Annotated in this window: 14 protein-coding genes and 1 other annotated feature; of the genes, 8 read left to right on the top strand and 6 right to left on the bottom strand. The window is 28.4% G+C overall.

Translation table 11 applies throughout. The annotated features are described in order from the left end of the window. Positions 1-62 precede the first annotated feature (62 nt). Entirely contained in the window at positions 63-881 is an 819-nt protein-coding gene (locus IR151_RS02675) for a MerR family transcriptional regulator (protein WP_227432899.1), read from the top strand. A gap of 141 nt (positions 882-1,022) precedes the next feature. Here the strand turns inward: IR151_RS02675 and feoB are convergent, their stop codons facing one another. The 3 genes from feoB to IR151_RS02690 form a co-directional block, all read right to left on the bottom strand. After that, the gene (gene feoB, locus IR151_RS02680) at positions 1,023-3,143 is read right to left on the bottom strand and encodes a ferrous iron transport protein B (protein WP_227432901.1); all 2,121 of its coding nucleotides are present in this window, start codon (positions 3,141-3,143) and stop codon (positions 1,023-1,025) included. A gap of 25 nt (positions 3,144-3,168) precedes the next feature. Continuing rightward, the gene (locus IR151_RS02685; protein ID WP_227432903.1) at positions 3,169-3,396 is read right to left on the bottom strand and encodes a FeoA family protein; all 228 of its coding nucleotides are present in this window, start codon (positions 3,394-3,396) and stop codon (positions 3,169-3,171) included. 326 nt (positions 3,397-3,722) lie between these two features. Continuing rightward, positions 3,723-4,163, bottom strand: a complete 441-nt coding sequence (locus tag IR151_RS02690) for a GNAT family N-acetyltransferase (RefSeq protein ID WP_227432904.1) — start codon at positions 4,161-4,163, stop codon at positions 3,723-3,725. Between the two features lie 180 nt (positions 4,164-4,343). Between IR151_RS02690 and IR151_RS02695 the strand changes: the two genes are divergently transcribed. Next, complete coding sequence (locus tag IR151_RS02695; RefSeq protein ID WP_227432905.1) at positions 4,344-5,312, top strand: DUF2232 domain-containing protein; 969 nt, start codon at positions 4,344-4,346, stop codon at positions 5,310-5,312. A gap of 151 nt (positions 5,313-5,463) precedes the next feature. Continuing rightward, positions 5,464-5,716 (top strand) — a binding site (T-box leader). Positions 5,717-5,787: 71 nt separating this feature from the next. After that, the gene (tyrS, locus tag IR151_RS02700; protein ID WP_227432906.1) at positions 5,788-6,996 is read left to right on the top strand and encodes a tyrosine--tRNA ligase; all 1,209 of its coding nucleotides are present in this window, start codon (positions 5,788-5,790) and stop codon (positions 6,994-6,996) included. 56 nt (positions 6,997-7,052) lie between these two features. On the opposite strand, the gene IR151_RS02705 is transcribed toward tyrS, so the two are convergent. Next, positions 7,053-7,934, bottom strand: a complete 882-nt coding sequence (locus IR151_RS02705; protein ID WP_227432907.1) for a polysaccharide deacetylase family protein — start codon at positions 7,932-7,934, stop codon at positions 7,053-7,055. Positions 7,935-8,304: 370 nt separating this feature from the next. On the opposite strand from IR151_RS02705, the gene IR151_RS02710 reads away from it, so the two are divergent. The 5 genes from IR151_RS02710 (at position 8,305) to IR151_RS20345 (ending at position 13,608) form a co-directional block, all read left to right on the top strand. Continuing rightward, positions 8,305-9,249: a DMT family transporter gene (locus IR151_RS02710; protein WP_227432908.1), complete on the top strand. Its 945-nt coding sequence runs from the start codon at positions 8,305-8,307 to the stop codon at positions 9,247-9,249. 223 nt (positions 9,250-9,472) lie between these two features. After that, positions 9,473-10,018: an NADH peroxidase gene (locus IR151_RS02715; RefSeq protein ID WP_009889371.1), complete on the top strand. Its 546-nt coding sequence runs from the start codon at positions 9,473-9,475 to the stop codon at positions 10,016-10,018. 100 nt (positions 10,019-10,118) lie between these two features. Beyond that, positions 10,119-11,267 carry a DUF362 domain-containing protein gene (locus IR151_RS02720; RefSeq protein ID WP_227432909.1) on the top strand — a complete coding sequence of 383 codons (1,149 nt, stop codon included), beginning with the start codon at positions 10,119-10,121 and terminating at the stop codon, positions 11,265-11,267. A gap of 52 nt (positions 11,268-11,319) precedes the next feature. Then, positions 11,320-12,585, top strand: a complete 1,266-nt coding sequence (locus tag IR151_RS02725; RefSeq protein WP_227432910.1) for a dihydroorotase — start codon at positions 11,320-11,322, stop codon at positions 12,583-12,585. A gap of 27 nt (positions 12,586-12,612) precedes the next feature. Next, positions 12,613-13,608 (top strand): GNAT family N-acetyltransferase, encoded by a 996-nt coding sequence (locus tag IR151_RS20345; RefSeq protein WP_227432911.1) that lies wholly within the window; start codon positions 12,613-12,615, stop codon positions 13,606-13,608. A gap of 179 nt (positions 13,609-13,787) precedes the next feature. Here the strand turns inward: IR151_RS20345 and IR151_RS02735 are convergent, their stop codons facing one another. Then, positions 13,788-15,023 carry an ABC transporter permease gene (locus IR151_RS02735; RefSeq protein ID WP_227432912.1) on the bottom strand — a complete coding sequence of 412 codons (1,236 nt, stop codon included), beginning with the start codon at positions 15,021-15,023 and terminating at the stop codon, positions 13,788-13,790. Positions 15,024-15,025: 2 nt separating this feature from the next. Then, the gene (locus tag IR151_RS02740; RefSeq protein ID WP_227432913.1) at positions 15,026-15,700 is read right to left on the bottom strand and encodes an ABC transporter ATP-binding protein; all 675 of its coding nucleotides are present in this window, start codon (positions 15,698-15,700) and stop codon (positions 15,026-15,028) included. Position 15,701 lies beyond the last annotated feature (1 nt).

The raw sequence follows: 15,701 nt of genomic DNA on the forward strand, positions 1-15,701 counted from the left end.
TAGTAAATACTAAAGGATATAGTAACTATATAGACAACAAAGCGAAAAGGAGTGTACAAACCTTGGAAAAACAGTATTTTACTACAGGTGAATTTGCAAAACTATGTGGTGTTTCTAAGCAGACGTTGATTTTTTATGATAAAATAGGGATTTTTTCACCTGAATATAAAGATAAAAACAATTATAGATATTATTCAGTATATCAGTACGATACATTAGATATATTACAATCATTAAGAGAAATAGGCATGAGTTTAGAAGAGATAAAAGAATATATAAAAAATAGAAGCCCTCAACATTGTGTAGAAATGCTTAAAGAAGAAGAAAAAAAGATAAAAGAGAAAATAAAAAAATTAAAACAAATAAGTTCTAAAATACAAAACCGGATAAATACTACAGTTGAAGGTATTTCTAAGATATATAATGAAGAAATTTATATATCCAATAGATGTGAAGAATACTTAGTATTATCAAGTGATTTGAGTAGTATAAATGATGGCAATTTTATGATGGAATTGATTGATTTTACAAATTACTGTAAGTCAAAAAATCTGTATCAGGGGTATGAACTAGGAGCAATAGTAAGTAATGAAAATATAAAAAATGGAGAATATTTAAGTATATCAAGTTTTTATTTAAAAATAGATAAAAAAATAAAAGATAAAAAGCTATATATAAAGCCAGAAGGAATGTATGTGTGTATAAAGCATATTGGGAGATATGAAGACTCATATAAGTCCTATGAAAAATTAAAAAAATATATATACGATAATAACTATAAAATTATTGGTAATTCATATGAAGAAAGTATACTTGACTTTTTTTGCGAAAATAATGAAGAAAATTATATGACTGAGATTTCAATTCAAATATCTATATAAGAATTAAAAATTAAAATAGAGGTATATTCACGTGATAAGTAATTTTACTTATCACCTGAATATACCTCTATTTTAATAATAAAGTATATGAATTTTTAAATAATACTTATAGGATAAAGTTTAATGTTAACTAAATGCTAATTATACAAATAAATTATAAACAAAAGTTGTTAAAAAACAAACAACAAAAGCAAGTACAGTAGGCATTAAAAATCCTAAGGCAGTCCATTTTAAACTTCCAGTTTCTCTTTTTATAGTTAAAAGTGTTGTTGCACAAGGCCAATGAAGTAAGCTAAATAACATAACATTTAAAGCTGTTAAATAAGTCCAACCATGTTCTCTAAGAACTTGACCTAGAGCACTAAAGCTATCTAATTCTATCATAGAACCAGTTGCTAGATAAGCCATTAAAAGTATAGGTACAACTATCTCATTTGCTGGAAAACCAAGAATAAAAGCCATTAATATGAAGCCATCTAGGCCAATTAGCTTAGCTAAAGGGTCTAAAAAGTTTGCAACATGTGATAATATGCTCAAATCTCCTATATAGATATTTGCAAATATCCAAGTTATTACACCAGCAGGTATAGCCACCATTACAGCTCTTCCTAAAACAAATATTGTTCTATCTATTATAGAAGTATATAAAGTTCTACCTATTTGAGGAACTCTATAAGGAGGAAGTTCTAATGTAAATGTAGAAGGAACTCCTTTTAATAATGTTTTGGAAAGAGTATAAGAAACCAACAATGTTATTATAACTCCTAAAATTATTAATAAGGTTATACAAAATGCAGTTGCTATACTAGATACAAAAGAGCTAGTTACAACAGAGCTAAAAAATATTGTAGATATGGCTATTAAAGTAGGAAAACGACCATTACAAGGTACAAAGTTATTTGTAAGTATAGCAATAAGTCTTTCTCTTGGAGAGTCAATTATTCTACAACCAATAACTCCAGCAGCATTACATCCAAATCCCATACACATAGTCAGGCACTGTTTACCATGAGCACATGCTTTTTTAAATAGATGGTCTAAGTTAAATGCAACTCTTGGCAAATATCCAAAATCCTCAAGTAATGTGAATAATGGAAAAAAGATTGCCATAGGAGGTAACATTACAGAAATTACCCATGCTAAAGTTCTATATAATCCTAATACTAACATATCATTTAACCACAATGGACAATTAATGCTATTTAATATATTTGAAATACTTGGTTCAAATCCAAGTAATAAATTAGATAATAAAGTGGATGGATAGTTAGCACCTTCTATAGTAATCCACAGTATAGTACCTAATAATAAGAGCATTATTGGAAGTCCAAATATTTTAGATGTTAATATTTTATCTACTTTTTCTTCTCTATCTGTTGGTTTTTTAGCATTATTAGAACAACACTTATCACTTAATTTTTTAGCATAATCATAATTGATTTTAGTAAATTCATCTCTAGTCTTCTGTTTGTTTATATCATTTGGAACTTTTTTCTTTACTTCGTTAATAGCATCTATAGAATCTTTATCTATATAATTACTCATAGATTCAAAAATACTTTCATCGCCATCAATAAGTCTAAGACCCAACCACCTAGAATTTATATTTGGCATGATATCATCTAACTCTGGTTGAATTGATTTTACTGTGTTTTCTATATTTTCGCTGTATTTTACTGGCTTATTATTAAACTTGTATCTATCAAAAGATACATCATTTAAAATTTCTAATAGTTCACCCATACCAGAACCATTTCTTGCAGCAGTTAAAACAACTGGAATTCCAAGAGATTCCTCTAAGAAATCTTTATTAATATTAATACCTTTTTTTCTAGCTTCATCTATCAAATTTATACACAAAATGACTTTATCTGTGAGTTCCATTACTTGAAAAACTAAATTTAAATTTCTTTCAAGACATGTAGCATCACACACTACTATTACTGCATCTGGATTACCAAAGCATATAAAATCACGAGCTACAACCTCTTCTTGTGACAAAGCAAATAGAGAATATGTTCCTGGTAAATCTATTAATGCATACTCTGTATTTTGATATTTGAAATTACCACGAGCTGTAGCTACAGTTTTTCCTGGCCAATTTCCAGTGTGTTGTCTAAGTCCAGTAAGATGATTAAATACAGTACTTTTACCTGTATTTGGATTACCAGCTAGTGCAATTACAAACTGGTCTTCCTTGTTATCTATATCAAACATGTCTTTTAAAGAATTCATTTTAGTTGAGTTGTGTGTTAAACCCATATTAATATCCTCCTGCTAGAAAATTTTAAATGTCAGAAACTAATATTAGTCTACTTTCTTCTTGTCGTAGAGCTATCTTGCTACCTCTGATGTTGTAGACAGTTAAATTATTTTTTGGTCCTTTTCTAACTACATCTATAACAGCTCCTCTAGTAAGACCAAGCGCTAACATTCTCTCTCTTAAATTACCACTAGATAATATATCTTCAACTTTAACAGTTTTTTTCACTTGAATATCATTAAGGTTTTTCATAGTAGCACCTCCATGCATGAAATTTAGCCTGAGCTAATCTTCTTATTTTAAACTATGCACTATGCTATTACCTTGTTACTTTTTGCAAAAAAAAGATAGGCAATATGCCTATCACAAAGTTGGGTATAATTCTTACTTTTGGGGAAAGTAGAATATAGAATAAAAATTAACATTTTGAATCTATATAATTATTGAATTTTGATAATAAAAAAGTCAGAAAGCGCAAAAGCCTTCTGACTTATATAAGGTATTTTCAAATACCTAGATATCAATTCAATATTTAATTTATGATTTAATTATATATTAACAATGTTAGCTTGTCAACACTATAATCTCATTTTAATATGTTCAATACCTGCTTCATCATACACTTCTGAAATTTCTTTAAAACCACAAGATAAGTAAAGATTTTTTATGTAAGCCTGTGCTGATAAGGTTATATTATTTTCATGCAAATTAACCTTTATAAAGTCTATAGCACAGTCCATCATTTTCTTTGCCAAGCCCTTTTTTCGATGAGTAGAAAGAACTAAAACCCTACCAATAGAAACATCATTATAAGAGCTATATTTTTTAGGGATTATTCTGGCATAAGCACAAATCAACCCATTCTCTTCTAAAAATATATGATAAGAGTTTTTGTCTACATCATCATAATCATTTAATGAAAATATCCTCTGTTCGCATGCAAATACTTCATATCTTGACTTTGCTATTTCGTAAAACTCATTTAGACTTAAATCATTAAAGTGTTTTATTTTAAACATAATAATTACCTCCTAAGTATATTAAAACCAAATATTAAGATATATTATACCATTTTATAATTTTTAACAGTAATACTTTTATTAAAATAGGTATGTGTTAAAAATATTTTAAAAAAGTGTTATACTGTATTAAAAACAAAATATTAGTTAGAAAAATTATGGTTTGTGGAGGAAGTTGTTTTGAATACTACCAAAAAATTAACTGAAGCGGCTTTATTGTCGTCTTTATTTATAGTAATAACAATTATAGCTGTAGGGACTGGGTTTGGATATGCCATTTATTTAGATTTTATAGTGCCAATATTTTTTTGTATAATATGTTTAAAGTGTGATTTAAAGTATACTGTTTTATCTGGAGTTATATCTCTTTTAATAATTTCCTTGGTGTTTGGAAACTTGGGAACTGCTATTTGGGCAAGTCAGAGTGTCTTACTTGGTATAATATGTGGTTATTTGATAAGTAAATCATCAACAGTTATGGATGATTTAGTATATGGTTCAATTATTGGAGTCATTATAATGGTTTTTATTGATATATATGCTTCAGCATTAATAGGATACAGTTTTATGAGAGAATTTCAGGGATATAGTAAATTGATTTATTTTAATGAATACTCAGATTCTATTTTTTACTTACTGATAGCACTGTTTCCTTTTGGAATGGTTTTTTGTATATACTTTTTAAGTTTGATTATGGGACATAAATTACATATTTTAAACTCTAATGCATTAAAAAAGTTTCTAGTGTTTAAGAGTTTTAGATTTTTAAATCAATTTTTATGTTGCTCAAAGAAAGTTTTTTATATGTGTGTGTTTTATTTAACTATTTTTGAAGTTACAAATATATTAAATATTAAAACTGAGTTAGTTTACTTAAAAACAATTTTTATATCAATTGGATATTTGTGTATGTATTTTGTTATTAGAGATTCCTGTATGTCACTACAAAATTTTATAATAACTAAATTTGGAAAAGTAGCATACGCTAGAATTTCTTTTTTGATAGTAGTTATATCTTTATTTCTAATGTTTAAGATAACTGTTATGGGATTAATAATTATAAATGCATTTTTAAATAAGAAAATGAATATAAGATTGACTCAAATTAATATTGTCGATAAACAAATAAATATTTTAATTGAAAAATAAACTTTATGCATTGGTAAAAAATATAAAAAAGTAGTATAATGTAAAAAAACATGTATATAATAATAAAAAAGGTTGACAAAATGTAAAAATAATAATATATTATGAGTAAGTTAAGAAAAATTTCTTGTAATTGATGAAATAATCTGAATATATAAGTGCTGTGAAGAGAAGAAGTAGAGCTGAATTTTATTTAACAGAGAGTTCCAGTTTGGTGAAATGGAATAAATTGATTTAGTTTGAATACATCTTGGAGCAATATCTCTGAAAGATAACAACCACTAAGAGATATCGGAATAGTACACGTTATAGTACATGAGTAAACAAATTATACTCTACAGAGATTAATATCGTGAGATATTAGTGAACTAAGGTGGTAACACGTAAGCAATGCTTTCGTCCTTTTAATAGGATGAGAGCTTTTTTTATTATAAAAATAAAAATCATAGATTATATAAATATTTTAGGAGGAATGAAAATGAAATCAATAGACGAGCAAATGCGAATCATTATGAAAGGTGTAGACGACTTAATAGACGAAAAAGAGCTAAGAGAAAAACTTATTAAATCAGAAAAAGAAGGAAAACCTATGATAGTAAAATTGGGGTTAGATCCAAGTGCTCCAGATATACACTTAGGTCATACAGTAGTTCTTAGAAAGATGAAACAATTACAAGATTTAGGTCATCAAATAGTAATTATAATTGGAGATTTTACAGGTAAAATTGGAGACCCAACTGGAAAATCTAAAGCTAGAAAAGCTTTAACAACAGAGCAAGTTCTTGAAAATGCAAAAACTTATCAAGAACAAATATTTAAAGTTTTAGATAAAGAAAAAACTATTGTAAGATTTAATAGTGAATGGCTAGCTAAATTAAACTTTGAAGATGTAATAAAATTAGCTGCAACTATTACTGTTGCGAGAATGTTGGAAAGAGAAGATTTTAAGAAGAGATATGAAGGACAAATGCCAATATCAGTGCATGAATTTTTCTATCCATTGATGCAAGCATATGATTCAATAGCATTAGAAGCTGATATAGAGCTTGGTGGAACTGACCAAAGATTTAACTTATTAATGGGAAGATCTTTACAAAGAGAATTTGGTATGGAATCTCAAATAGTAATAATGATGCCTTTAATAGAAGGTTTAGATGGAAAAGAAAAAATGAGTAAGAGTTTAGGTAACTATATTGGAATAGATGAAGAAGCTGGAATAATGTACCAAAAATCTATGGAGATTCCTGATGAACTTATAGTTAAATACTATAATTTAGTAACTGATGTTCATCCTGATGAAGTTAATAAAATTGAAACTCAGTTAAAAGATGGTTCAGTAAATCCAAGAGATATAAAAATGAATCTAGCAAGAGAAATAGTAACTTTATACCATGGAGAAGAAGCTGCTAAAGAAGCTGAGGAAAGGTTTAAATCTGTATTCCAAAAAGGTCAAATACCTGAAGATATACAAACAATTCAAGTTAAACAAGAAGAATTTGATTTAATTGAAGTATTAGTTTCTAATGAGATTGTTAAAAGTAAGAGTGAAGTTAGAAGATTAGCATCTCAAGGTGGAGTAAAAGTAAATGGTGAGAAAGTGGAAGATTTAAGTACAGTTGCTAAAGAAAGCGAACTTGTTGTTCAAATAGGAAAGAAAAAATTTGTAAAAATAGAGTTAGTAAAGTAAAATAAAAGCAAGTTCGTTGGTTATATAAAAGTATAATCAATGAACTTGCTTTTTTATTATATTAAGGTTTTAAATTGGTAACCATTATCTTTAAAATATGTTATAATTTGGTCTAGTGCATTTACTGTTTCTTGCTTTCCATAAGTATCATGCATTAAAAGTACAACTATTTCTTTACCTTCAGAAGATTTCTTTGCATGTTCAAATAACTCTTGAGCATTTTTCTTTTTACCTTCTGCATCAGCATTTAGAGCATTCCAGTCTATTGATGCCATATTTTTTTCTTTTAAGTAGTTACCTAAAGGTTCCATATTTTTCCATGACATATATCCACCTGGGCATCTAACTACATGTGATGAAAAATTCCTTCCTAGAACTTTTTTCATGGCTTCATCTGTTTTATTAAGTTCATTTACAAATGTATCAAGATTTAGGCTTCTGCCAGGGTATAGTTTTTTGTAGTCATGAGAATATGAGTGATGAGCTATTGCATTTCCCTCATCAAATGTTCTTTTTAAAATTTCATTGGCACCTTTTCGTTCAAGAGAATCCCCCTTAATAAAGAAAGTTCCTTTAACATCGTGTCTTTTTAAGATATCTAGGACTTGTGGAGTATTAGTAGTAGATGGTCCATCATCGAATGTAAGGAATACTATTTTTTCTCCATTATTTGAATAGTCGTATTTGTTAAGTTTATCCCAAACTAATTTTGCGTCATATCCATATTCTTTTGCAGCTTCTTTTTTTGCACCAATGATAGGCTCATTTTTTTCTTTTTCAATTCTTTCTTTTTCTAATTTTTCAGCTTTAAGCTTTTCTTGAGTTTCTTTAATTTCTCTTTTCTTGGACATATCCGCCCATGCCATAGAAAAAATACCAATAACTATTACAACAATTATAGTAAGTGCCATAGTTTTCTTTTTTCTTTTTTTTACCATGATTTCAACATTCCCCCTTTTTGTCGAATTGTATCAAAAATATATTATAATTATATCGAAGAAAGTAGAAAAAGTAAACCGACAAAGTTGTAACTAAAATAACTAAAGTGTAACTTATACAACATTATTTGCATAATATTAAATTATCCTAGATATTGAAATTATCTATAAAAAAATTTAATATAAGTAAAAAAAATATAAAAAAGGTAAAAATTTATTAAAAAGGTGTTTACAAAAAATGATTAATATATTAATGTTAAATAGTGGATATAAATCTAGATTTAAAATACTGAAAAAATTTACTATAACTATATAAATTTATAGTAATGCTTATAGAAAAACTCTCTTGCTGTTTAGGGGGTTTATAATTTTGCAAAAAAATAAAAAGGAGGGGGCTTTATTGAAAAAATACTTTGGAGAAATAGGACTAATATTCATAGCAATTATATGGGGAAGTGGCTTTGTAGCAACCCAATTTGCACTAGATGGTGGGCTTACACCTCTACAAATAATAACTATAAGATTTTTCTTGGCAGCTGTAATTATGAATTTATTATTTTTTAAACAAATTCGTGCCAATATGGGAAAGCATTTATTAAAAGCAGGAGGGCTTTTAGGAATATTTTTATTTTTAGCCTTTACAGTACAAACCATTGGACTTATGTACACTACACCATCTAAAAATGCATTTATAACAGCAGCAAATGTTGTAATAGTTCCATTCATAGGATTTATACTTTATAGAAGAAAACTAGATAAAATAGGATTAATAAGTAGTTTAGTAGCTCTTGTAGGTATAGGTATACTTTCTTTAGAGGCTGATTTCTCTGTTAATTTTGGAGATTTTTTAACACTTATATGTTCATTTGGATTTGCATTTCATATATTCTTTACTAGCGAATTTGCTAAAGATAACAATCCAATGGCATTAACAGCTATTCAATTTACTGTAGCATTTTTACTGTCTTTAGTAGTTCAGACATTTGCAGGACAGTTGAAAATGGAAGCTGAATTGTCTGGATATATGGGAACTATATATTTAGCTATATTTAGTACTTCAATAGGGTTTTTATTCCAAACTATATGTCAAAAGAGAGTTGATGGAACTAGAACAGCCATAATACTATCTACTGAAGCTATATTTGGGACTATATTTTCTATAATAATTTTAAAAGAACCTATTACAGCCAAATTAGTTATTGGTAGTATATTGATATTTGGTGCAATTATAACAGCAGAAACTAAATTATCATTTTTAAAAAGTAAAAAAGTAGAACTTAAAGAGTCAAAAGATTCTTCACTAGAAAGTATTTAAATAGACAATTGTTTCCTAATTAATCAAATAAAGTATATATTATGTAGAAATTTGACATCAAAACTTAGTTGATACCAATGTTTCAAAGTGATAAAATTAATTAGGAAATAAATTTTATTTTTAGTGTTTAAACTATAGTACATGGGGTATATATATTCTTGTAGCAAGTTATTAAACTTTAAAATAAAAATTTAATTAATATAAAATTGGGAGGAATTTAATTATGAAAAAATTTGTTTGTACAGTATGTGGATATATACATGAAGGAGATGCTGCACCAGCACAATGTCCAGTATGTAAAGTTGGAGCTGATAAATTCGAAGAAATGAAAGGTGAAATGGTTTGGGCTGACGAACATAGAATAGGAGTAGCTCAAGGTGTGGATGCAGAAATAATCGAAGGATTAAGAGCTAACTTTACTGGTGAATGTACAGAAGTAGGAATGTATTTAGCAATGAGTAGACAAGCTGATAGAGAAGGATATCCAGAAGTAGCAGAAGCATATAAGAGAATAGCTTTTGAAGAAGCTGAACATGCTGCTAAATTTGCAGAACTTCTTGGAGAAGTTGTAGTTGCAGATACAAAAGAAAACTTAAGAGTTAGAGTTGACGCTGAATATGGTGCAACTGATGGAAAATTAAAATTAGCTAAGAGAGCTAAAGAATTAGGATTAGATGCTATACATGATACAGTACATGAAATGTGTAAAGATGAAGCTAGACATGGTAAAGCATTCTTAGGATTATTAAATAGACATTTTGGAAAATAATAATTAAAAACATAGATTAAAAGGAGAAACTTTGGTTTCTCCTTTTTTAAATTATACAAAAAATATAAAAAAATCTTTGTAATAAAAGGGTGAAGATAATATGAAATCGGTATCTGTTAGAAGCTGTAAAAATTATGAGTATGAAAATGTAAGATTTTCTATTGAAAAAATTTTAGATGACATTGGAGGCCTTAACAAGTTTGTAAAAGAAGGAAGTAAAGTACTTGTAAAACCAAATCTACTGATGAAAAAAAAGCCTGAAGAAGCTACAACTACTCATCCTATGGTAGTAAGGGTTGTATGCGAAAAGCTTTTAGAATTAAACTGTGATGTAGTAGTAGCAGATAGTCCTGGTGGACCATATAATCAAGCCTCTCTTAAAAGTATATATAAGACATCTGGAATTGAAAAGGTAGCAAATGATTTAGGTATCAAATTAAATTATGATGTTTCAGATGTTAAGATACATAGTGAAAAAGCGCATGCTCTTAAATATATGGATATTATTAAACCAGTAATAGATGCTGATTATGTAATAAATCTTTGTAAATTAAAAACACATGTGATGGCAACTTTTACTGGTGGAACAAAAAACTTATATGGATGTATAGCTGGATTAAAAAAAGCAGAAATACATTATAGATTTCCTACAGAGGAATTATTTTGTGAAAATGTACTTTTAGATATTTGTGATTATGTAAATCCGACACTGACAATTATGGATGGAATTGTAGGGATGGAAGGGGATGGTCCTTCAGCAGGAAACCCTAAAGAAATAGGTGTTTTATTAGCATCACAAAATCCATATGCTATAGATGTTGTTGCATGTAAGATTATAGGTTTGCTTCCAAATAAAGTTGCTACAATTAGAGGGGCTATTAAAAGAGAGTATATAAAAGAAGACTTTTTAGATATTGAGATTGTAGGAGAAGATATAAAGGATTTAATTATAAAAGATTATAAGGTACCAATTGTAAGTAAAGATTTAAGGCTATTTTCTGTAAAATTGCCAAAATTTTTAAATGAACCTATTTCAAAACTTATAACACCAAAGCCAGTGGTTAGATTTAAGGATTGTATAAAATGTGGAAAGTGCAAGGAAGCTTGTCCTGCAAATACCATAGAGATAGGGAATAGAGGTGCTCTTATAGATTTAAATAAATGTATAAGATGTTACTGTTGTCATGAACTTTGTCCTAAAAAGGCTATTGATGTCAAACGTAATTTTGTATTTAAGTATGTAAAATAATGTATAATATTATATGAGTCTATATAAATGAAAATTATAAAGGAGAAATAACATGATTTTAATTAAAAATGGTAGAGTGATAGACCCTAAGAGTCAAAGAGATGAGAAAATAGATTTAATTATAAAAGAAAATAAAATCTATAAAATAGGTAATTTTGATGAAAATGATGAATTTGAAAAAATAATAGATGCTAGTGGGAATATAGTTGCACCTGGATTAGTAGATGTACATGTACATTTTAGAGACCCAGGATTTACATATAAAGAAGATATAGATAGTGGAGCTAAATCTGCAGCTAGAGGTGGATTTACAACAGTTATATGTATGGCAAATACTGACCCAATTGTAGATAATGAAGATACTTTTAACTATGTGAAGGAAAAAGCAAAAAATGCATGTATAAATGTTTTACAAGCAGCAGCTATAACAAAAGGTTTTGAAGGTAAAGAGTTAGTGGATATGGAAAATCTTAAAAAGGCTGGAGTTCCAGGATTTACTGATGATGGATTACCTTTAATGGATAGCAGTCTAATTATGGAAGCAATGATTAAGGCAAAAGAGTTAGATGTACCACTTAGTTTTCATGAAGAAGACCCTTCTTTAGTTGGAAATCCTGGCGTAAATGCAGGAAAGATAGCTTCAGAGCTTGGTCTAAAAGGTGCATCGAATGTAGCAGAAGATGTAATGGTTGCTAGAGATTGCATGTTAGCACTAAAAACTGGTGCTAAGATTGATATACAACATATAAGTTCTGGGGTTTCTGTTGATATGGTTAGATTTGCAAAATATCTTGGAGCAAACGTAGTTGCAGAAGCTTCACCACATCACTTTACACTGACTGAGGAAGATGTATTAGAGTTTGGAACAAATGCAAAAATGAATCCGCCTTTAAGAACTAAGTGGGATAGAGATAAGATTATAGAAGGGTTAAATGATGGTACTATTGAGATAATAGCAACAGACCATGCACCTCATAGTAAAGAAGAAAAAGATAGAGAGTTTATAAAAGCTCCAAGTGGTATTATAGGGCTTGAAACTTCGTTGTCTCTTGGAATAACAAACTTAGTATATAAAAATCATCTTAGTATGATGCAGTTAATAGAAAAAATGTCTACAAATCCTGCAAAACTATACAATTTAAATGTTGGTTTTATAGAAGAAGGAGCAGTAGCAGATATTGTTATATTTAATCCTGAAGAAGAATGGATAGTTGAAGATTTTGCTTCTAAAGCTGACAATTCCCCATTTAGAGGTAAATCTCTATATGGGAAAGTTAATTATACTATATGTAATGGAGAAGTTGTATACAACGCTTAAGGTTGTGTTTTAAGGGTGGTGAATACAGTGATTGAAAGCAAAAGATTATATATTAGACAAATGAATCATAGTGATTTTAAGGAAATAAGTAAAATGTTACAAGATTCAGAAGTAATGTATGCATGGGAACATGCTTTTTCTGATGAAGAAGTTACAGAATGGATTGATAGAAATATACAGAGATATAATAATGATGGATATGGATATTTTATTGTTATAGATAAGTATATAGATAATGTAGTGGGGCAAATAGGCCTTATAAAACAGGACATAGGGTTAGGAATAGGTTATATAGTAAAAAGAGAATATTGGAATCAAGGTTATGCTACAGAAGGTGCTACTATATGTATAGATTATGCTATTAGAAACTTAAATGTAGATACTTTAGTAGCAGATATCAGACCTGAAAATATAGCATCTATAAATGTGGCAAAAAAACTAGGTATGAAGAAAATATCTGAGTGCGACAAGATTTATAGAGGACAAGTAATGAAACATGATGTCTACCAATTAAAAGTAACAGGATTAACTACAAAAATTGTTGAAATAGTAGATTATAATCCAAATTGGAAGTATGAGTTTGAAAAATTAAAATCTACACTAGAAAAGACTCTAGGTAATTCGATTTTGAAAATAGAACATGTTGGTAGCACATCTGTTGAAGGGCTTTCTGCAAAACCTAGATTAGATGTTGATATAATAATTGGAGATTATAGCTACTTAAATGATGTTGTCAGTAAACTAAAAAAATTAGGGTATAAACATCTAGGCAATTTAGAAGTAGAAGGAAGAGAAGCATTTTCTTATGAGACAACTAGTTTCATGGAGCATAATTTATATGTATGTCCTAAAGATGGGAAAGGATATTTAGAGCATATTAAATTTCGAGAGTATTTGAGACTAAATCCAGATAAGGTTAAAGAATATTCTGACTTAAAAAAGAAGCTAGCAAAACTTTATAGGTATGATGTTAACTCTTATTGTGATAACAAAACAGATTTCATAAGAGGCATAATAGATTAGATATTAATATTAAAAATATTTAAAGCAAATAATTCATTAGTAATTTTGAAAATAACAATGCACTATTATATTTGATTTGAAAAAGATTAAGTTCTTAATCTATCATATATAATAGTGCATTAAATATTTAAGCATGTTTTAGAAAACAATTTAAAAATAATAACTTATTAATGGAAATACTATTTATAAATTGCCTTTATAGGGTCTAGTTTAGAGGCTTTAAAGGCTGGTATTAAACCAAATACAACTCCAGTTAATATAGTAGCCAAAATAGCATAAAGTAAGCTATTTAAGCTAGGAATTGCTTCAAATCCAATGTATTTAGAAACATAGTTAGTAGCAATAAATCCAACTATAGTTCCTAAAATTCCTCCACATACCGTTATAAAAACAGCTTCAACTAAAAATTGAAATAATATAGACCTAGGTTTTGCACCAATAGCACGTCTTATACCAATCTCTCTTTGTCTTTCCATAACTGATACATACATTATATTCATTACACCAATACCACCAACAAACATTGCAACTACAGTTATTATAGATACATATTTATTGACATTAGAATTGATGCTTTCAAGATAAGCTGTTTGTTCAGTTGGGTCTGGTGTAGTATAAGAACCATTGATACCAGGATGCATTTCATATAGTTTAGCTATAATATTGTTTGCAACTTCATTCACATTATATCCTTTAGAACAAACTAAGTCTAACTGATAAATTTCAGTGGAGTAAGAGTTTTGACTCATTAGACTATCAAAAGCTTTTTTAGGTATAAGAGAAGTTATAAATTGCATATCTTGATAACCTCCTAAAAATCCTCCAGCTTGTTGTTGGTTAGAAGAATCATCCAATACTCCAATTATTTCAAATATAGTTCCATTTACATTAATACCATGGCCTAAAGCGTCTTCTGGATTTTCAAAAATTTCACTTGCACTTTGCTGTGTAAGTAGAATTACCTTTCTTTTTTCATCATCCAAGGAAAAATCTCTACCACAGATTAAATTTATTTTTGAATCTTTTTTTACTGGTCCAACTTCCACATAAGTCGTTTTTTTATCAAAAGATGCCTCAGAAGAATAAGTTGAATCAAGATTAAATCCATCTCTTGCAGGAGCAATTCTTTCTACACCTTCAACAAATGATAATTCTTCTAAATCTTTTGCATTGAATGGCTTTAAAAATATACTCATATCATTGGTAAGACCTGTGTTATCAGCTGATTCAAATGAAATAGTAGTTTTATTAGGATTAGCGTTATTTACAGATTTCTTGATTTCTTTTTGAAATCCATTACCTATAGAACTAACAAGTATTACTGAAGTTATTCCTATAATAATCCAAAGTAAAGCTACAAAGACACGAAGCTTGTGCCCCTTTAAATTAGCCAAAGAATTTTTTAATAAGCCCATGATTACACCTCCGAAGTAAACACACCATCTTTAAGTCGTATGACCTTAGTTGCATACTTAGTCAAATCCTGATCATGTGTAACCATTATTATAGTCTTGCCTTGTTCATTAAGTTCTGTCAAAAGTTCCATAATTTCCTTGCTAGTTTCACTATCCAATGCTCCAGTTGGTTCATCAGCAAAGATTATTTGAGGGTCATTTGCCAAACAACGTGCAATAGCTACACGTTGTTGCTGACCACCAGATAATTGAAGAGGTTTTTGTTTGATTTTATCTAAAAGCCCAACAGATTTTAGTTTGCTCTTAACAATTTCTTCTCTTTCAGATTTTTTTAATATTTTATTGTAAATTAGAGGTAGCTCTACATTTTGATATATATTTAAAGTTTCTATTAAATTAAATTGTTGAAAAACAAAACCAATATTGATATTTCTAAAAACAGAACGCTCATTTTCACTGAGATTAGTTACATCTGTGCCATCAAATATATATCTTCCTTCGTCAAACACATCAAGAAAACCTAAGATGTTAAGTAAAGTGGTTTTACCACTACCAGATTTACCCATTATCATGACAAATTCTCCAGATTCAATTTCTAAATTTAAGGATTTTAAAACATGTAATTCATCTTTCCCTACTTTGTAATATTTTTGAATATTTTCTAATTTAATTAACATA

Origin of the sequence: Clostridioides sp. ES-S-0006-03, assembly GCF_020662275.1 — a bacterium.
Taxonomy (GTDB): domain Bacteria; phylum Bacillota; class Clostridia; order Peptostreptococcales; family Peptostreptococcaceae; genus Clostridioides.